Origin of the sequence: Actinacidiphila epipremni, from assembly GCF_012034175.1 — a bacterium.
Taxonomy (GTDB): Bacteria; Actinomycetota; Actinomycetes; order Streptomycetales; family Streptomycetaceae; genus Actinacidiphila; species Actinacidiphila epipremni.
Map to the genome: position 1 here is coordinate 318,319 of NZ_JAATEJ010000005.1, position 17,044 is coordinate 335,362.

The following is a 17,044-nucleotide window of genomic DNA, read 5'->3' on the forward strand; positions in this document are numbered from 1 at the left end:
GCACCCCCGCCCCGCGCCGCCGGGTTCAGACCGCGGGCCACCGGTGGACCGGCTCACCGCTCGCCATGTTCTCCCGGTAGTGCCGGGTCATCAGCGCCAGCGCCGTACGGCGGTCCTGGCCGCGCTCCAGCAGCCGGTGGAAGGCCGCGCACTGCCATTCGGCGCCGTTGGTGCGCAGCCGGCAGCGCTCCTCGACGATGCCGAGGTAGCGGTCGCGGTGGGCGGGCTCGATGCCCCAGGCGTCCAGGCCCGCCGCGGCCAGCGGCAGCAGCTCGTCCCTGACCAGGTCGACGGCGGGGATCTCGGCGAGGCTGCCGCCCCGGCCGCGCGGCCAGTGCATGACCGCGCCGATGCCGTCCTTGCAGCCGGCGTCGAAGTTGGCCTCGGCCGCGCCGAACGGCAGCCGCTGCCAGACCGGGCGCTGCGCCTCGGCGAGCGCCCGGACCAGCCCGTAGTAGAAGGCGGCGTTGGCGAGCACGTCGTCGACGGTGGGGCCGGCCGGCAGCACCCGGTTCTCCACCCGCAGGTGCGGCACGCCGTCGACGACGGCGTAGACCGGGCGGTTCCAGCGGTAGATCGTGCCGTTGTGCAGGGTCAGTTCGCGCAGCTGGGGCACTCCCCCGCCGTCCAGCACCCGCAGCGGGTCCTCGTCGTCGCAGATGGGCAGCAGCGCGGGGAAGTAGCGGACGTTCTCGGCGAACAGGTCCAGCGGCGAGTCGATCCAGCGCTCGCCGAACCAGGTCAGCGGGCGCACCCCCTGGGCGCGCAGCTCCTGCGGGCGGGTGTCGATGGCCTGCTGGAAGAGCGCCGGGCGGGTCTCGCGCCACAGCTCGCGGCCGAAGAGGAACGGGGAGTTGGCGCCGACGGCGACCTGCGGGCCGCACACGGCCTGCGCGGCGTTCCACACCGCGGCGAAGCGGCCCGGGGTGACCTGCAGATGCATCTGGGTGGAGGTGCAGGCCGCCTCGGGCGCGATGGAGTGGGAGGCGTAGGCCAGGTGCTCGGCGCCCTGGATGTCCAAGGTGATGTCCTCGCCGCGCATGGCGAGGATGCGGTCGTTGAGCAGCATGTAGCGGTCGGCGCGCGAGAGGTTGGCGGAGACCAGGTCCTGCGCCTGGAGGGTGGGCAGAATTCCCACCATGACGATGTGCGCGCCGACCTCCGAGGCCATCCGGTCGGCATACGCCAGCCCCGTGCGCAGTTCCTCGGCGAGCCGCTCGAAGACCGGTCCTGAAAGCCGGTGCGGCGCTATGTTCACTTCAATGTTGAACTGAGCGAGCTCGGTCTGGAAATCGCGGCTCGCGATGCGCTCCAGCACCTCTTCGTTCATCATGCGGGGCAGTCCCGCGGAATCCGCGAGATTCAATTCGATCTCCAGGCCCATCAGATTGCGCGGCCGGTCAAAACGCCCGCCCTCCAGCAGCCGCTCGAACCCCGCCAGGCACTGCTGGAGCTTGTGCCGGTAGCGGCCCCGGTCGGCCGGCTCGAACCCGCTGGCGACGACCTTCTCCCCCATCGGCGCCTCCCTCCTCCCCGCCCGTCGCGGACCTCCCCGGGCTTCGCCCGGGGGCACCCCCGCCCCGCGGCTCCGCCTGGGGGTACCTCCAGGATGCCCACCCAAATGATCGAATAACGCCGCGCCGGACGGGCCGCTCACGCTAGGCTTGCTGTAGCAGGCATCCGCGCACATTCCAGCGGCACATTCGGATGCCGTGGGACGGACGCGGGCACGGCTGGAATGACCGTCGGGATCCGGCCGTCCGTGGCGCGCAGAAATATGCGGCGCCCTCCCCGTACGCTGCGGGAATGCCGTCGACACGTACGCCGGAGAAGGCGAATTCTCACCTTGCGCGTAATACTGGCTTCGACTAGACGAAACACGGAGCGAACACACGTCGTATAAACTCCGCGCACAAGGCAATGCTCCCGCCGTCGCCGGGCATGCCTGAGCAGGCTTCCCGCCGGGCGTCGAACCCCCGGAGCATCGCCCCCGACATCGCCGTCAGCACCCCGCCCTCCCCGCACCACGTGTCTCCCAGTGAGAGGCGACATCATGCCGCTGCTTGTTCCCCCAGCACCCGCCCCCGCCCTGCTGAGCGTGCTCGCCGCGCTCAGTTCGCCCACCGCGGTCCTGGAACCCAGGACGCCGGCGCTGCGTACCGCAGAAGGGCCGCTGGCCGCCGAACACCCGCTGCCTGTCCATGTGTTCGAGCCGGCGGCCGTTCCCGGAGCACTGCCCAAGGCGCGGTTGACGGGCTGGCGGTTCCATATCAGGGCGGGGGCCAGAGTGGCCGCGGCCGGCGAGACGGTGCTGACCGCGGACGGCTGGGTGTTCTCACGCTTCTCCGAGGGGCCGTTCCTGGCCTCCATCGAGCGGGCGCTGCTCCAGGCGGAGGCGCTGCCGGCCACCTACCAGCCGCATCTGCTGTCGGTGCCGAGGCTGTACATGCTGGCGCTGTGGCTGCACCGCGACCCGCGCGCCGAGGCGGCCACCGCGCAGCCCGACCCGGACGACCTGCTGGTGCCGCTGGCGCCGGCGCCGCCGGGCATCGCCCCGCACCGGGTGCACCGGGTCACCGAGCTCGCGCCGCGGCTGAGCGTGCGGCTGGCGCCGCCGCCGCTCGCGGGCTCGCCGGCCTGAGCCGCGCGACGGCACGACAGGGCGGTGCCCCCGGCCAGGTGCGGCCGGGGGCACCGCCCTGTTGCGTGAACACGCCGCGCACGCGTTGAACACACGGTGACGGCAACCGCCCGCGCGGGTGACGCGTCTTGTCGGTAAAGCATCGCCTCGGCGAAATTCCTGCGGATCGACGCCAGGAGGGCAACACTGGGATCGGCCGCACGCACAATCGGGGGGACGAAGATGTTCCACGCAGACCGCGCGACCGCCCGCACCACTGACCACACGCAGCGAAAGACGCCTTCCATGTGCCAGCATCGACCGCAGTGCCCTTCCGCAGACGGCCCCGACCGTGAGGCCGCACTCACCGTGGCCCACCACCCGGAGCAGGGGTGGAGCCTGCTGTGCAACGGGGTGCTGCTCTTCGAGGACACCGGTGAGCTGCTGCCCGACGGGCAGATCATCGCCCCGCACCGCCCGCTGGGCACCGCCCAGGTCACGACCGCGGCCTGACGCCCGCACCGCAGGGCCGCGCACCTGACAGCCGGCTCCCCCGCGCAGGGGGAACCGGCTTCGCCTTGCCCGGACGGCGCCCGCGAGGCGCCGCGGCGGGTCAGGTCAGTCGTCGTAGGCGTCCGGCGGCGGGCAGGAGCAGACCAGGTTGCGGTCGCCGTACGCGCCGTCGATGCGCCGCACCGGCGGCCAGTACTTGTCGGCCGCGCTGACCCCGGCGGGGAAGACCGCCTCCTGCCTGCTGTACGGGTGCTCCCACTCCCCGCCCAGCGCCGCCGCCGTGTGCGGGGCGTTAACTAGCGGGTTGTCACCGGCCGGCCACTGGCCCGAGGCGACCTTGTCGACCTCGGCGCGGATGGCGATCATCGCGTCGCAGAACCGGTCCAGCTCGGCCAGGTCCTCGCTCTCGGTGGGCTCGATCATCAGCGTCCCCGCGACGGGGAAGGACATGGTCGGCGCGTGGAAGCCGTAGTCGATGAGCCGCTTGGCGATGTCGTCGACGCTGACGCCGGTCTCCTTGGTCAGCGGGCGCAGGTCGATGATGCACTCGTGGGCGACCAGCCCGCCGGGGCCCGCGTAGAGCACCGGGTAGTGCGGCTCCAGCCGCCGGGCGACGTAGTTGGCGCTGAGCACCGCCTGCTGGGTGGCCGCCTTCAGCCCGTCGGCGCCCATCAGCCGCACGTACGTCCAGGAGATCGGCAGGATGCCCGCCGAGCCCCAGGGCGCCGCCGAGACCGGGCCGACGCCGGTGCCGGTGCCGGGTCCGGCGGCCGGCTGGAGCGGGTGGCCCGGCAGGTACGGCGCCAGGTGGGCGCGTACCGCGACCGGGCCGACGCCGGGGCCGCCGCCGCCGTGCGGGATGCAGAAGGTCTTGTGGAGGTTCAGGTGCGACACGTCGGCGCCGAACCGGCCGGGGCGGGCGAGGCCGACCAGCGCGTTGAGGTTGGCGCCGTCGACGTACACCTGGCCGCCGGCGTCGTGCACGGCCGCGCAGATGTCGGTGATGTTGTCCTCGAACACGCCGTGCGTGGAGGGGTAGGTCACCATGAGCACGGCCAGCTGCTCGCGGTGCTGCTCGATCTTGGCCCGCAGGTCGTCGACGTCCACGTCGCCGTCCTGGCCGGTGCCGACCACGACGACCTTCATGCCGGCCATGACGGCGCTGGCGGCGTTGGTGCCGTGCGCGGAGGACGGGATGAGGCAGACGGTACGGCCGGTGTCGCCGTTGGCGCGGTGGTACGCGCGGACGGCCAGCAGCCCGGCCAGTTCGCCCTGCGACCCGGCGTTCGGCTGAAGGCTGACCTTGTCGTAGCCGGTGACCTCGGCGAGCTGCTCCTCCAGGCCGCGGATGAGCTCCAGGTAGCCCTGGGCCTGCTCGGCGGGCGCGAAGGGGTGCAGGGCGGCGAACTCGGGCCAGGTGACCGGCTCCATCTCGGTGGTCGCGTTGAGCTTCATGGTGCACGAGCCGAGCGGGATCATGCCGCGGTCGAGCGCGTAGTCCCGGTCGGCCAGCCGGCGCAGGTAGCGCAGCATGCCGGTCTCGCTGCGGTGCCGGTGGAAGACCGGGTGGGTCAGGTACGGCTCGGTGCGGGCCAGCGCGGCCGGCAGCGCCTCGCCGGTGGCGGCGTCCAGCTCCTCGATGTCGGCGGTCGCGCCGAAGGCGGCCAGCACGGCGCTGAGGCCGGCCCGGGTGGTGGTCTCGTCGCAGGCGATGCCGACCAGGTCGGCGTTGGTCTGCCGCAGGTTGACCCCGGCGTCGCGGGCGGCGGCCACGACCTCGGCGGCCCGGCCGGGGACGCGCGCGGTGAGGGTGTCGAAGTACGCCTCGTGGACGATCTCGACGCCGGCGGCACGCAGGCCCTCGGCGAGCACGGCCGCGTAGCGGTGCACCCGGCGGGCGATCCGCTCCAGGCCCTCGGGCCCGTGGTAGACGGCGTACATCCCGGCCATCACGGCGAGCAGCACCTGCGCGGTGCAGATGTTGCTGGTGGCCTTCTCCCGGCGGATGTGCTGCTCGCGGGTCTGCAGCGCCAGCCGGTAGGCGAGGTCGCCGTCGGCGTCCACGGACACCCCGACGAGCCGGCCGGGCAGGTTGCGGGCGTAGGAGTCGCGCACCGCCATGTACCCGGCGTGCGGGCCGCCGAAGCCCATGGGGACGCCGAAGCGCTGCGTGGTGCCCACCGCGATGTCCGCGCCGAGGGCGCCGGGCGAGGTCAGCACGGTCAGCGCCAGCAGGTCCGCGGCGACGGTGACGACCGCGCCGAGGCCGTGCGCCTGCTCGATGACGGGCCGCAGGTCGCGTACCGCCCCGGAGGCGCCCGGGTACTGCAGCAGCACGCCGAAGACGCCGCGCTCGGCGATCTCGGCCGGGATGCCGTCGCTGAGGTCGGCCACCACGACCTCGACGCCGGTGGGCTCGGCGCGGGTGCCGAGGACGGCGGTGGTCTGCGGGAACGTGTCGGCGTCGACCAGGAAGACGCCCTCCGTGCCCTTGGCGCCCTTGCCGCCCTTGGCCCTCTTCGACACCCGCCGGGACAGCGCCATCGCCTCGGCCGCGGCGGTGCCCTCGTCCAGCAGCGACGCGCCCGAGGTGGGCAGGCCGGTGAGGTCGGCGACCATGGTCTGGAAGTTGATCAGGGCCTCAAGGCGGCCCTGCGAGATCTCCGGCTGGTAGGGCGTGTACGCGGTGTACCAGGCCGGGTTCTCCATGACGCCGCGCAGGATCACCGGCGGGGTGAAGGTGCCGTAGTAGCCCAGGCCGATCATCGGGGCCAGCACCTGGTTGCGGCCGGCGAGGGCGCGCAGCTCCGCCAGGACCTCCGCCTCGGTGCGGGCCGGCGGCAGCGCGAGGGCCGCGGCGCTCCTGATGCTGTCCGGTACGGCCGCGTCGGTCAGCTCGTCGAGCGAGCCGTACCCCACATGGGCGAGCATCTTGGCCTGCTCCGCCGCGTCGGGCCCGATGTGGCGGCGGGCGAACGGCACGCCGGCTTCGAGCTCGGCGAGCGGGATACGGGGTACGGTCGGATCGGTCATCTGCGGAGGCCTCCTGGTCTGCGACCTTCGGGGGCGGCCCGGCACGGGCGCCCTTGCGGCCTCCCCCTCTGTCATCAGTACCTGAGAGCTTCGCCTACCCGGTGCGCGGGCGGCTTTCACCTTCGGTGAAGACCCGTCCCACGAACGGCGCTCCCGGGGCGGATCCTGCTTTCCAGAGTGACCTCGCCCCTGCGGTACGGATGCCTGAGAGATTCCGGGGAGGATTTGCTCCTTCGGCGCCCCCGTACCCGCCGCCGCGGCGGTGGTCGGGGGACTCTCCCGCATGGGGTCTGCAGCCGCTACTCAGCCTACCAGCGCGTCGTGCCCGGGGAACGGGGACACATTCGGCTCGACAGCGCCCGGGTTGTGGCTTTTGGTGGTAACCAACAGGTGTCGCCGCTGGTTGGAGGAACCGTGCAGACGGACATCGATCCTCGGAGCCTGATCGGCCGCCGCGCCGTCGACCGCGACGGTACGAAGATCGGCACGGTCGACGAGGTGTACCTCGACGACGCGACCGGCACCCCGGAGTGGGCGGCGGTGCGCACCGGCCTGTTCACCCGGGACGCCTTCGTCCCGCTGGAGCCCAGCGAGCTGGTGGGCGACGCGCTGCGGGTCCCGTACAAGAAGTCGGTCATCAGGGACGCGCCGGATTTCGGCGTGGGGCGGCATCTGTCGCCCGAGCAGGAGCTGCAGCTCTACCACCACTACGGCATGGACGTGCCGACCGCCGCCGCGCCCGGCGGCGGCCCCGGCGCTGCGGGCCCGCGGGACTTCGGGGAGGGCGCGCCGCGGGAGTTCGGCGAGCTGCCGCCGGAGCGCCGGCGCCCGGAGGACCAGGGCTAGCTACGACGCCAGCCGGTCGGGCCCCGGTGGGCGGCCCGGCAGCGGGAGGGGGTCGGCGCGGGTGAGGGCCGGGTCGTCGACGGCGAAGGTGCGGACCCGGCCGGGGACGGTGTCGGCGGGGACCTCGAACCGTACGGTGACCCGGCCGACGCCGCTGCCCTGGACCCAGCCGCGGCCGTGGTCGGCGTGCTCGACGTCCTGGCCGGGCAGCCAGCGGCTGCCGGGCTCCGGCTCCGGAGGGGGCGCGGCGGGCAGGTCGGCGGCCGGCTCGATGTTCGGCTCCGCGGCCTCGGCTCCCGCGGCCGGCTCGGCGGCGTCCGGGCCGGCCTGGCCGGCCTGCGCGAACAGGTCCTCCTGCGTGAAGTCCGCCAGGCCCGACACGCCGACGCCGAGCAGCCGTACGCCGCCGGTCGTATCCACCGCCTCGACCAGTCGGCGGGCGGTCTCCCGGACCACCGCCGGGTCGTCGGTGGGGGCGCGCAGCGTCTCGGACCGGGTGAGGGTGGAGAAGTCGTAGCGGCGGATCTTGACCACGACCGTCCGGCCCGAGCGGCCGGCGCCGCGCAGCCGCTGCACGCAGCGGTCGGCGAGCCGGTCGATCTCGTAGCGCACCCGGGCGCGGTCGGTGAGGTCGGTGTCGAAGGTGTCCTCCACCGAGATGGACTTCACGTCCCGGTCGGCGACCACCGGGCGGTTGTCGAGGCCGGCGGCCATGGCGTGCAGCGAGGTGCCGTGCGCCTTGCCCAGCAGCCGGACCAGCTCGGGCTCCCCGGCCTGCACGATCTCGGCGACGGTGAGGATGCCGGCCCGCCGCAGGTGCTCGGCGGTGGCCGGGCCGACGCCCCACAGGGTGCGTACCGGCAGCGGGTCGAGCAGCGCCCGCTCGGTGCCGGGCTCGACGACGACCAGCCCGTCCGGCTTGGCCTGCTCGGAGGCGATCTTGGCGAGCAGCTTGGAGCCGGCCAGGCCCACCGACGCGGTGAGCCCGGTGGCGGCCAGGATGTCGGCCCGCAGCCCCTCGGCGACCGCCCGCGGGTCGCGGCCCGGCTCGCCGGCCTCCAGGTCGAGGAAGGCCTCGTCCAGGCTCAGCGGCTCTATCAGCGGGGACACCGCGTGGAGCAGGCCCATCACGATGTCGCTGACGGCGCGGTAGAGGCCGAAGCGCGGCACGAGGAAGGCGGCGTTGGGGCACAGCCTGCGGGCGTGGGCCGTCGCGATCGCGGAGCCGACGCCGTGCACCCGTGCCTCGTAGGACGCGGTCGCGACGACGCCGCGGGGCCCGAGGCCGCCGACCACCACCGGCTTGCCCCGCAGGCTCGGCTTGGACGCCTGCTCGACCGCGGCGAAGAACGCGTCCATGTCCAGGTGCAGGATCGTCGGCGCACTTCTCACACCACCGATCGTGCCGCATCCCGCCGACATTGACCGTACGCGTGTACGGCATGGCCGCGCGTGTCCCCCGTCGGGCCCGCTTTCGGTCGCGCGCCCGAGCCGGGGCGGCGCGCGGCGGTCAGACCGCGCGGTTGCTGCGGCGCCTTGCCAGCTCGTCGGCCGGGTTGTGGCCCACCAGCGTCTCGCCGGTGTCGACGCGCTCGCCGTGCAGCTCGGACAGCGACGCCTCCACGTCCCGCCACACCACGCCCACCGCGATGCCGAAGACGCCCTGCCCGCCCTGGAGCAGGTCGACGACCTCGGAGGGGGAGGTGCACTCGTAGACGGTGGCGCCGTCGCTCATCAGCGTCATCCTGGCGAGCTCGGCCGGGCCGACCGAGCGCAGCTGCCGTACGGCCGTCCGGATGTTCTGCAGCGACACGCCGGTGTCCAGCAGCCGCTTGACGATCTTGAGCACCACCACGTCGCGGAAGCTGTAGAGGCGCTGGGTGCCCGACCCGTAGGCCGGGCGGACGCTCGGCTCGACCAGGCCGGTGCGGGCCCAGTAGTCGAGCTGGCGGTAGGTGATGCCGGTGGCTGCGCAGGCCGTGGGGCCGCGGTAGCCGACCAGCTCGGGGGCGGGCTCCCCCGCGGGCGCCCCCGGCTCGGCGGCGGCGCGGGCCAGTGCCCCCCTGGCCGGATACGGGCCGCCGGTCGCCGAACCGTCGCCGGTGCTTCTCACGCCGCCCTCCGTCCTTCACGTCCCGGACACCGCGCGCACGTGCCACGGGACTTTCCACTTCGACGGTAGGCAGTCACCAGGGGTGCGTCAACGATCGCCACACTCGGCACGCCGAGTGAAAGTCACCCCACGAGTGGTTTGATGTGACCGGTGCCGGGAACCCCTCCCCGAATGGCCTCATAGTGGCAACCTTGCCCGGCCGATCGCCCATGCCGACCCCCCGGCGCGGCCCTCGCCGGCCCGCCGGTCGCCGTCCGCTACTGGTTGCTGGTGCCGAAGTCCTCCGGCGAGATCTGGTCGAGGAACTCGCGGAACTTCTCCACCTCGTCCTCCTGCTCGTCCGGAATCGCGATCCCGGCGTCGTCCAGGACTCCGTCGCTGCCGTAGATCGGCGTGCCCATGCGCAGCGCCAGCGCTATGGCGTCGGACGGGCGGGCACTGACCTCCACGCCGCCGGCGAAGACCAGCTCGGCGTAGAACACGCCCTCGCGCAGGTCGGTGATACGGACCTCGGTGAGCGTCTGCCCGACGGCTTCCAGCACGTCCTTGAACAGGTCGTGGGTCAGTGGTCGCGCAGGCGTCATCCCCTGCTGTGCGAAGGCGATGGCGGTGGCCTCGCCCGGCCCGATCCAGATGGGCAGGTACCGGTCGCCTCCCACTTCACGCAGGAGCACGATCGGTTGATTGGAGGGCATTTCCACCCGGACACCCACAACATCGAGCTCGTTCACACGTCAACCCTAGGACGTGCCCGGCGGGTTTGGGTAGTCGGGCACCCCGGGCGCGGCACCCGGGTGTCGCCGCGGGCGCGGTATCGCCCGGTCAGCGCAGCCGCAGCCGCAAGGCCGAGCGCAGCATCGCGGCATGCAGCCGCACCGACAGCTCGGCCAGCTCCTCCGCGGTGGCTTCGGCGTGTCGCCTGGTCTGCGGGTTGCGGTGCCGGCGCAGCGGCGCCACCAGCTGCTCGACCAGGCCCGCCTCCCGGTCGGCGGCGGCCTTCACCGCCCGCAGGTGCCGCGGCTCCAGCCCGTAGCGCCCGAGGTCGGCGATGAGCCGCCCGGTCGCCACGGCCTCGGCGTCGTAGCCGCCGTCGCCGGCCGGCTCGACGAGCCCGTAGGACTCCCACTGCTCCAGCTCCGCCTCACCGGCCCCGGTGGCGGCCAGGAACTCCTCCCGGCCCACCCGCAGCTCCGCCGGCTCCGCCAGGGCGTCCCCGGGGCCTCCAGGCGGCTCCTGGGGGCCCTCCCCGGCGGCGAGGGCCGGCAGTACCGGCTGCTCGCCCCGGTCGAGGCCCTCCAGATGCTCCTTGATCACCCGCAGCGGCAGGTAGTGGTCGCGCTGCACCCGCAGCACGTACGCCAGCCGCTGCACGTCCCCGGCGGCGAACTTGCGGTAGCCCGACGGGGTGCGCTGCGGGTCCACCAGGCCCTCGGCCTCCAGGAAGCGGATCTTGGAGATGGTGACCTCGGGAAACTCCTCCCGCAGCTTCCCCAGCACCGCCCCGATGCTCAGCAGTGCGCCGTCCGGGGCGGCGGTGCCGTCCGCGGCACCGCCCGGCGTTCGCTGCATGCGCACCCTTCGTGGGACCGGTGGGGTCAAAAGCCCCGCTGGCTCGCGTAGAAGACCAGGCGGTACTTGCCGATCTGGACCTCGTCGCCGTTGGACAGCGTCACCGCGTCGATGCGCTCCCGGTTGACGTACGTGCCGTTGAGGCTGCCCACGTCGGCGACGGTGAAGCGGCCGTCACCCCCGCGGCGGAACTCCACGTGCCGCCGGGAGACCGTGACGTCGTCCAGGAAGATGTCGCTCTGCGGGTGACGCCCCGCCGTGGTGAGCTCGCCGTCCAGCAGGAACCGGCTGCCGGAGTTCGGGCCGCGGCGCACCACCAGCAGCGCCGAGCCCGGCGGCAGCGCGTCGACGGCGGCCTGCGCCTCCGAGGACAGCGACGGCGTCGGGATCTGGCCGGTGGCCTCCGCCTCGTACGCCTCGATGCCCGAGATGGAGATCGTGGACGTCGTCTCCGACGCGCTCTGGTACCCGGTCACGCCCGGGCGCAGCGGAGCGCCGCAGTTGGAGCAGAAGCGACTCGCTTCCGCGTTCTGGTGACCGCACCTGCCGCAGACCAAACCGAACCCTCCACCCGGGGTCGAGGCCGATGGTTCCCCGGAACCTATGCGAGCGGACGACGCGGGGTCAACAGGCGCCACGCCGGGCGTACCGGAAAAACCGCCCCTGCCCTGACCGTCGTTCCGGAACAGCGGGCGCTCGGCGGACTGCTCGTCCGCCGCGCTGCGCGGAGCGCGGTGCCGCGCGGTGGCCGGGTCGCCCGACTGCCGCGCGCTCTTGCCGAACAACTTCCCAAACAGCTTCACGGGCGATTCCCCTTGAAAGACGCAGACCCGCCCGTAAGGCAGGACGAACTCTCACTACACACAGTTTCCACCACACAGCAACTCAGCGACGCCTCGACCCCCCGCCTCACCGGGATGACGACCGAGCGTAGTCAGGCTGCTTCGACGGCCGCAAGGCGTCCACGACGATCTTCTGCGACCTCACCACATCTGCCGTGGCCTGCTCCTTCTCCAGTGTCTGGACCACTCCGCCCGGGATGTTCAACGCCGGCTCCAGGTCCTGCGGGTTGCCGATCACCTTGAAGACGTACGGCTGGCTGACCCGCCGGCCGTCGATCAGCACCCCGTCGCTGCCGTCGGTGAAGTACGTGGCCGCGACCACCCGCACGGAGTTGATCTGGATGGCCTCCGCGCCGGCCGCCCGCAGCTCCTGGAGCGTGTCCAGCAGCGAGTCGGCCGCGACGCTGCCGTGCGGGTCGGTGATGGTCAGCGTGATCCCGGGTCCCTGCGCGGCGACGGTGCCGGCCAGCACACCGAGCTGCTGCTCCTTCTGCCGGGTCTGCTTGAGCGCCTCGGCGGCCTGGTCGGAACTGGACTGCAGCTCCGAGCGCTGGGTCTCCAGGCCGTGCTTCTCGTCCTCCAGGCGCTGGGTGCGGTTGTCCACCTCGGTGAGGATGCGCACCAGGTCCTCCTGGCGGGCGCCGCGCAGGGTGCCGCCGTTGTCGCTGGTGGTGCTCACCTGGATGGCCAGGCCCAGCCCCAGCACGAACAGCAGCATCGCGACGGTCAGCTGGGCGCGGGACGCCCGCGGCGGCCACAGCCCGGCCACCAGCCGCTGCCGGCCGGTCGGCTGCGGCGCCGGCTGCTCGTCGTGCTCGTCGTGCCGGACGTGCTTGTGCTCCTCGCTCATCAGCGGTCACGCCCGGAAGACGTGCCGGCGGATGGCCGCGGCGTTGGAGAAGATCCGGATGCCGAGGACGACGACCACGCCGGTGGACAACTGGGCGCCGACGCCCAGCTTGTCGCCGAGGAAGACGATCAGCGCCGCCACGACGACGTTGGACAGGAAGGAGACCACGAAGACCTTGTCGTCGAAGATGCCGTCGAGCATCGCGCGCAGCCCGCCGAACACGGCGTCGAGCGCGGCGACGACGGCGATCGGCAGGTACGGCTCCACGCCGGTCGGCACCACGGGGCGCACCACGAGTCCGACCACGACTCCCACGACGAGGCCCAGTACGGCGATCACTGCGAACCCTTCCCTGTTGCGGCGTTGTCCGCCGGCGCGCTGCTGCCCGCGACCGGCCGGGCGTACCGCACGATGAGGCTGGGCGCGGCGGCCAGGCGGACGTCCTTCTGCACGGTGACGCTCGCCCGGATCCCGTAGTTCTGCTCCAGGACGTGCAGGTACTGCCCGTCCGCGCTGTCCTGGAACGCCGTGCTCAGCTTCTCCCCGTCACCGATCGCCAGCACCGTGTACGGCGGCACCAGCGGTCTGTTGTCGACCAGTATGGCGTCTCCGGCGGCGCGGATCGCCGAGAGGGCCGTCAGCCGCTGCCCGTTGACGCTGATCGCCTCCGCGCCGGACGTCCACAGGCCGTTGACGACCCGCTGCATGTCGCGGTCGCGGACCCGGCCGGTGTCGGAGAAGCCGTCGCTCTCCCGCGGGCCGCCGGAGCTGCCCGTGGAGGCCTCCTTGGCGTCGTCCACGACCAGTTTGACGCCGGGGCCGTGCGCGGGGGTTGCGCCGGCCAGCAGGTCCAGCAGCCGGCCGCCGTCGCCGTCCTGGTTCTTCAGCGCGGCGCGCTGCTCGGCCGACACGGTGTCCCGCAGCCCGTCGACCTGCTTCTGCAGCGCGTCCGCGCTGTGCGTCTGCGACTGGACCCGGTCGATGAGCTTCTGCCGCTCGCGGGCCTCGGTGGGCGCCGCCCGGTGCGCCTGGGCGGCGCCCACCGTGATCACGACGGCCGCCAGCAGCAGCCCGCCGGCCAGCCCCAGGCGCCCGGCCAGGGACGCCGGCAGGCGCGAGCTGCCGGTCTGCCCGCGGCGGGCCGCCGCCTCCGCGTACCCGTCGTCGAGGCTGTGCTCCATGACGTTGGTCAGCAGGAACATCGACGCGTCGGGACGCCGCCGGGCGGCCCCCGGTGCGGGACTGCTCCGATCGGGTTGCGGCTGCGGCATGCCGCACATCGTCGCACGTCGCGACCACTGCTCTCGAACGGCCCCCTCGCGGCGTGCCGTTCGGCGTCGTCACCGCCGTGGGCACCGCCGCGACGCGGGGGCCGTGCGTACGCCGTACGGCGCATGCGCGCCGCTCGGCGGCAGGCGGCCTACTGCCCGGCGCCCTCCACGATCTGCGACCACTCGTCGAGCAGCGCCTGCGCGGACGCGTCATCCGGGCCCTCGGCCCACAGGTGGGTGACCGCTTCTGCCGGGTCGGGCAGCACCATGATCCAGCGCCCGTCGGACTCCACGACCCGCACGCCGTCGGTGGTGTCCACCGACCGGCTGCCGGCCTCCTCGACCACCCGGCGCATGACCGAGCCCTTGACCGCCCACGGGGTCGGCACATCGCGCTTGAGGACGTGCGCCTGCGGGATACGGGCGTCGATCTGGCTGAGGGTGAGCTGGGTGCGCGCCACCAGGCCGATGAGCCGGACGAACGCCGCCGAGCCGTCGAAGACGCTGCTGAACTCCGGCACGATGAAGCCGCCGAGGGCGTCCCCGCCGAAGATCGTGCCCTCCTCGCGGCAGACCCGGGTCAGGTCGTCGGGCGAGGTCGTCGTCCAGGTGACCTGGGTGCCGTGGTAGGCGGCGACCTGCTCGGCGATACGGGTGGTGGTCACCGGCAGCGCGACCCGCCCGCTGCGCCGTTCGGCGGCCACCAGGTCCAGCAGCACCAGCAGCGCCCGGTGGTCCTCCACGATCCGGCCGCGCTCGTCCACCAGCGACAGCCGCTCCCCGACCGGGTCGAACCGCACCCCGAAGGCCGCCCGCGCCGACGCCACGATCTCCCCGAGCCGTACGAGCCCGGTCCTGCGGGTCTCCTCGGTCTCGGTGGGCCGCGCCTCGTCCAGGCCGGGGTTGACCATCAGGGAGTCCACGCCGAGCCGGCCGAGCAACGAGGGCAGGACGAGGCCGGCGCTGCCGTTGGCGGCGTCCACGACGACCTTCAGGCCCGCCTCGGCGATGCCCGAGGTGTCGACCGCGCGCAGCAGGGCGCCGGTGTAGGAGTCGAAGACGGTCGAGGGGAAGCGCAGGTCGCCGATCTCGCCGGGGAACGCCCTGCGGTACTCCTGCCGGCCGAAGACCCGGTCGAGCTTGCGCTGGCCGGCCGCCGACAGGTCGGCGCCGCGCTCGTCGAAGAACATGATGTCGAGCGAGTCGGGCCGGCCGGGCGAGGTGCGGATCATGATGCCGCCCGCGCTGCCGCGGGCGGTCTGCTGGCGGGCCACCGGCATGGGCACGTTCTCCAGGTCGCGTACGTCGATCGCGCTGGCCTGGAGCGCCGAGATGACCGCCCGCTTGAGCGCGCGGGCGCCGCGGGAGTGGTCACGGGCGGTGGTGACGGTGGCGCCCTTCTTCAGCGTCGTGGCGTACGCGCCGGCCAGCCGCACGGCGAGCTCGGGGGTGATCTCGACGTTGAGGATGCCGGACACGCCGCGGGCGCCGAACAGGTGCGCCTGGCCGCGCGACTCCCAGATGACCGAGGTGTTGACGAAGGCGCCGGCCTCGATGGTCTTGAACGGGTAGACCCGGACGTCGCCGGAGAGAATCGATTCCTCACCGATCAGGCACTCGTCGCCGATGACCGCGCCCTCGTCGATCCGGGCGGCCCGCATGACGTCGGTGTTCTTGCCGATCACGCAGCCGCGCAGATTCGTCTGCGGGCCGATGTACACGTTGTCGTGCACAACGGCCTTGTGCAGGAATGCGCCGGTCTTCACGACGACGTTGGAGCCGATGACGCTGTGCTCGCGGATTTCCGCGCCGGCTTCGACCTTGGCGTAGTCACCGATGTAGAGGGGGCCGCGCAGCACCGCGTCCGGGTGCACCTCGGCGCCTTCGGCCACCCAGACGCCCGGGGAGATCTCGAAGCCGTCGATGTCGACGTCGACCTTGCCCTCCAGGACGTCCGCCTGCGACTTCACATAGCTCTCGTGGGTGCCGACGTCCTCCCAGTAGCCCTCGGCGACATAGCCGTAGATGGGCTTGCCTTCCTTCATCAACTGCGGGAAGACATCGCCGGACCAGTCGACCGACACATCGGCCTCGACGTAGTCGAAGACCTCGGGCTCCATGACGTAGATGCCCGTGTTCACGGTGTCCGAGAAGACCTGGCCCCAGGTCGGCTTCTCCAGGAAGCGCTCGACCCGGCCCTCCTCGTCCACGATCGTGATGCCGAACTCCAGCGGATTAGGCACCCGCGTCAGGCATACGGTGACCAGGCCGCCCTTTTGCTTGTGGAACGCGATCAGATCGGTGAGGTCGAAATCCGTGAGCGCATCGCCTGAGATCACCAGGAAGGAGTCGTCCTTGAGCGCGTCCTCCGCGTTCTTGACACTGCCCGCCGTGCCGAGCGGTTTCTCCTCGTTCGCGTACGTCAACTCCATTCCGAATTCCTCGCCGTCCCCGAAATAATTCTTCACCAGGGACGCGAGAAACTGGACGGTGACGACGGTCTCAGTGAGTCCGTGCCTCTTGAGCAGCGTGAGCACATGCTGCATGATCGGCCGATTCACCACTGGGAGCAGAGGTTTGGGCATGCTGGAAGTCATCGGGCGAAGGCGCGTACCTTCGCCTCCGGCCATAACAACCGCTTTCATGTCGGAAACATCCTCCTCGTGACGTCAGTCAGCCGTGGTGTCCGCCCTCACAAGTCGACGGACCTGCACCACGTAGAGGATCCCTGCCCACCAGTACAGGGTTGTACCCCAACCTGTGAAAGCCCAGCCGAAAACAGCCGCCAGCGTTGCCAGCCACCCGCTGCCGTCGCTCAGCAGCAGCAGCGGAAAGGCGTACATGAGGTTGAAGGTAGCCGCTTTCCCGATGAAGTTCACCTGGGGTGGGCCGTAGCGGTGTCTCCGCAGAATCAGCAGCATCACCGCCATCATGGCTTCCCGGGCCAGCAGCAGGACCGTGACCCACAGCGGCAGGATGCCCCGCCACGTCAGGCCCACCAGGGTGGACAGCACATACAACCGGTCCGCGGCGGGGTCGAGGATCCGGCCGAGGCTGCTGATCTGATTCCAGCGCCTGGCCAGCTTGCCGTCCAGGTAGTCGCTGACGCCGCTGAACGCGAGCACCAGCAGGGCCCAGCCGTCGGCCTTCGGCCCGTCGAACTCGGGCCACAGAATCAGCCACAGGAACACCGGCACACCCACCAGGCGGGCCATACTGAGGATGTTCGGGATCGTGAAGATCCGATCCGTTTGCACCCGTGTCTCCTGGACCTCCACCGGGTCCCCTCCTGCTGTTCCGCGCACGTACGTTGCCGGCCGACTCTACCCCAGGCACAAAAAGGGCCTGGCCCCGGATCTGGGATCCGAGGCCAGGCCTCAACAATTT

General features: G+C 72.3%; 15 protein-coding genes, 1 pseudogene and 2 riboswitches. Of the genes and pseudogenes, 3 read left to right on the plus strand and 13 right to left on the minus strand.

Annotated features, from left to right (window positions below; genetic code table 11):
• Positions 1–25: 25 nt before the first annotated feature.
• Positions 26–1,516 (minus strand): glutamate--cysteine ligase family protein, encoded by a 1,491-nt coding sequence (locus HCN08_RS09945; protein ID WP_167982564.1) that lies wholly within the window; start codon positions 1,514–1,516, stop codon positions 26–28.
• A gap of 537 nt (positions 1,517–2,053) precedes the next feature.
• On the opposite strand from HCN08_RS09945, the gene HCN08_RS09950 reads away from it, so the two are divergent.
• Both HCN08_RS09950 and HCN08_RS09955 read left to right on the plus strand, forming a co-directional pair.
• A complete protein-coding gene (locus HCN08_RS09950; RefSeq protein ID WP_167982565.1) occupies positions 2,054–2,641 on the plus strand; it encodes a hypothetical protein in 588 nt (195 codons plus the stop codon).
• Between the two features lie 285 nt (positions 2,642–2,926).
• Positions 2,927–3,133 carry a DUF5999 family protein gene (locus tag HCN08_RS09955; RefSeq protein ID WP_167982566.1) on the plus strand — a complete coding sequence of 69 codons (207 nt, stop codon included), beginning with the start codon at positions 2,927–2,929 and terminating at the stop codon, positions 3,131–3,133.
• 105 nt (positions 3,134–3,238) lie between these two features.
• On the opposite strand, the gene gcvP is transcribed toward HCN08_RS09955, so the two are convergent.
• Positions 3,239–6,166: an aminomethyl-transferring glycine dehydrogenase gene (gcvP, locus tag HCN08_RS09960; protein ID WP_167982567.1), complete on the minus strand. Its 2,928-nt coding sequence runs from the start codon at positions 6,164–6,166 to the stop codon at positions 3,239–3,241.
• Between the two features lie 61 nt (positions 6,167–6,227).
• Positions 6,228–6,347: riboswitch (glycine riboswitch) on the minus strand.
• A gap of 1 nt (position 6,348) precedes the next feature.
• A riboswitch (glycine riboswitch) is annotated at positions 6,349–6,458 on the minus strand.
• Between the two features lie 122 nt (positions 6,459–6,580).
• On the opposite strand from gcvP, the gene HCN08_RS09965 reads away from it, so the two are divergent.
• The gene (locus HCN08_RS09965) at positions 6,581–7,012 is read left to right on the plus strand and encodes a PRC-barrel domain-containing protein (protein WP_167982568.1); all 432 of its coding nucleotides are present in this window, start codon (positions 6,581–6,583) and stop codon (positions 7,010–7,012) included.
• Here HCN08_RS09965 and HCN08_RS09970 read toward each other — a convergent pair whose 3' ends face one another.
• From HCN08_RS09970 to HCN08_RS10015, 11 genes and pseudogenes are all read right to left on the minus strand, one after another.
• Positions 7,013–8,404, minus strand: coding sequence for a DNA polymerase IV (locus HCN08_RS09970; RefSeq protein ID WP_167982569.1), 1,392 nt, complete (start codon positions 8,402–8,404; stop codon positions 7,013–7,015). It abuts the gene before it with no gap.
• A 118-nt stretch (positions 8,405–8,522) separates the two neighbouring features.
• Complete coding sequence (locus HCN08_RS09975) at positions 8,523–9,125, minus strand: MerR family transcriptional regulator (RefSeq protein WP_167982570.1); 603 nt, start codon at positions 9,123–9,125, stop codon at positions 8,523–8,525.
• A 257-nt stretch (positions 9,126–9,382) separates the two neighbouring features.
• A complete protein-coding gene (locus tag HCN08_RS09980; protein WP_167982571.1) occupies positions 9,383–9,856 on the minus strand; it encodes a bifunctional nuclease family protein in 474 nt (157 codons plus the stop codon).
• A gap of 91 nt (positions 9,857–9,947) precedes the next feature.
• Positions 9,948–10,694: a transcriptional regulator FtsR gene (ftsR, locus tag HCN08_RS09985; protein ID WP_167982572.1), complete on the minus strand. Its 747-nt coding sequence runs from the start codon at positions 10,692–10,694 to the stop codon at positions 9,948–9,950.
• A 26-nt stretch (positions 10,695–10,720) separates the two neighbouring features.
• Complete coding sequence (locus HCN08_RS36515) at positions 10,721–11,170, minus strand: FHA domain-containing protein (protein WP_322974360.1); 450 nt, start codon at positions 11,168–11,170, stop codon at positions 10,721–10,723.
• Positions 11,171–11,185: 15 nt separating this feature from the next.
• Positions 11,186–11,497, minus strand: a pseudogene (locus HCN08_RS36520) (zinc ribbon domain-containing protein); the annotation flags it as partial.
• A 106-nt stretch (positions 11,498–11,603) separates the two neighbouring features.
• Entirely contained in the window at positions 11,604–12,386 is a 783-nt protein-coding gene (locus HCN08_RS09995) for a DUF881 domain-containing protein (RefSeq protein ID WP_167982573.1), read from the minus strand.
• 6 nt (positions 12,387–12,392) lie between these two features.
• A complete protein-coding gene (locus HCN08_RS10000; RefSeq protein WP_033175851.1) occupies positions 12,393–12,725 on the minus strand; it encodes a small basic family protein in 333 nt (110 codons plus the stop codon).
• Positions 12,722–13,666: a DUF881 domain-containing protein gene (locus tag HCN08_RS10005; RefSeq protein WP_206318573.1), complete on the minus strand. Its 945-nt coding sequence runs from the start codon at positions 13,664–13,666 to the stop codon at positions 12,722–12,724. Before HCN08_RS10005 ends, HCN08_RS10000 begins: the two co-directional genes overlap by 4 nt.
• A gap of 140 nt (positions 13,667–13,806) precedes the next feature.
• On the minus strand, positions 13,807–16,302 hold the full coding sequence (locus tag HCN08_RS10010) for a mannose-1-phosphate guanyltransferase (protein WP_167982575.1): 2,496 nt from the start codon (positions 16,300–16,302) through the stop codon (positions 13,807–13,809).
• 24 nt (positions 16,303–16,326) lie between these two features.
• Complete coding sequence (locus HCN08_RS10015; RefSeq protein WP_167982576.1) at positions 16,327–16,935, minus strand: CDP-alcohol phosphatidyltransferase family protein; 609 nt, start codon at positions 16,933–16,935, stop codon at positions 16,327–16,329.
• Positions 16,936–17,044 lie beyond the last annotated feature (109 nt).

Excerpts from the sequence above, each read along its gene's own strand:
- gcvP (WP_167982567.1), bottom strand. The coding sequence starts at position 6,166 with ATGACCGATCCGACCGTACCCCGTATCCCGCTCGCCGAGCTCGAAGCC.
- HCN08_RS09945 (WP_167982564.1), bottom strand. The coding sequence starts at position 1,516 with ATGGGGGAGAAGGTCGTCGCCAGCGGGTTCGAGCCGGCCGACCGGGGC.
- HCN08_RS10005 (WP_206318573.1), bottom strand. The coding sequence starts at position 13,666 with ATGTGCGGCATGCCGCAGCCGCAACCCGATCGGAGCAGTCCCGCACCG.
- HCN08_RS09955 (WP_167982566.1), top strand. The coding sequence starts at position 2,927 with ATGTGCCAGCATCGACCGCAGTGCCCTTCCGCAGACGGCCCCGACCGT.
- HCN08_RS10010 (WP_167982575.1), bottom strand. The coding sequence starts at position 16,302 with ATGAAAGCGGTTGTTATGGCCGGAGGCGAAGGTACGCGCCTTCGCCCG.
- ftsR (WP_167982572.1), bottom strand. The coding sequence starts at position 10,694 with ATGCAGCGAACGCCGGGCGGTGCCGCGGACGGCACCGCCGCCCCGGAC.
- HCN08_RS09950 (WP_167982565.1), top strand. The coding sequence starts at position 2,054 with ATGCCGCTGCTTGTTCCCCCAGCACCCGCCCCCGCCCTGCTGAGCGTG.
- HCN08_RS09995 (WP_167982573.1), bottom strand. The coding sequence starts at position 12,386 with ATGAGCGAGGAGCACAAGCACGTCCGGCACGACGAGCACGACGAGCAG.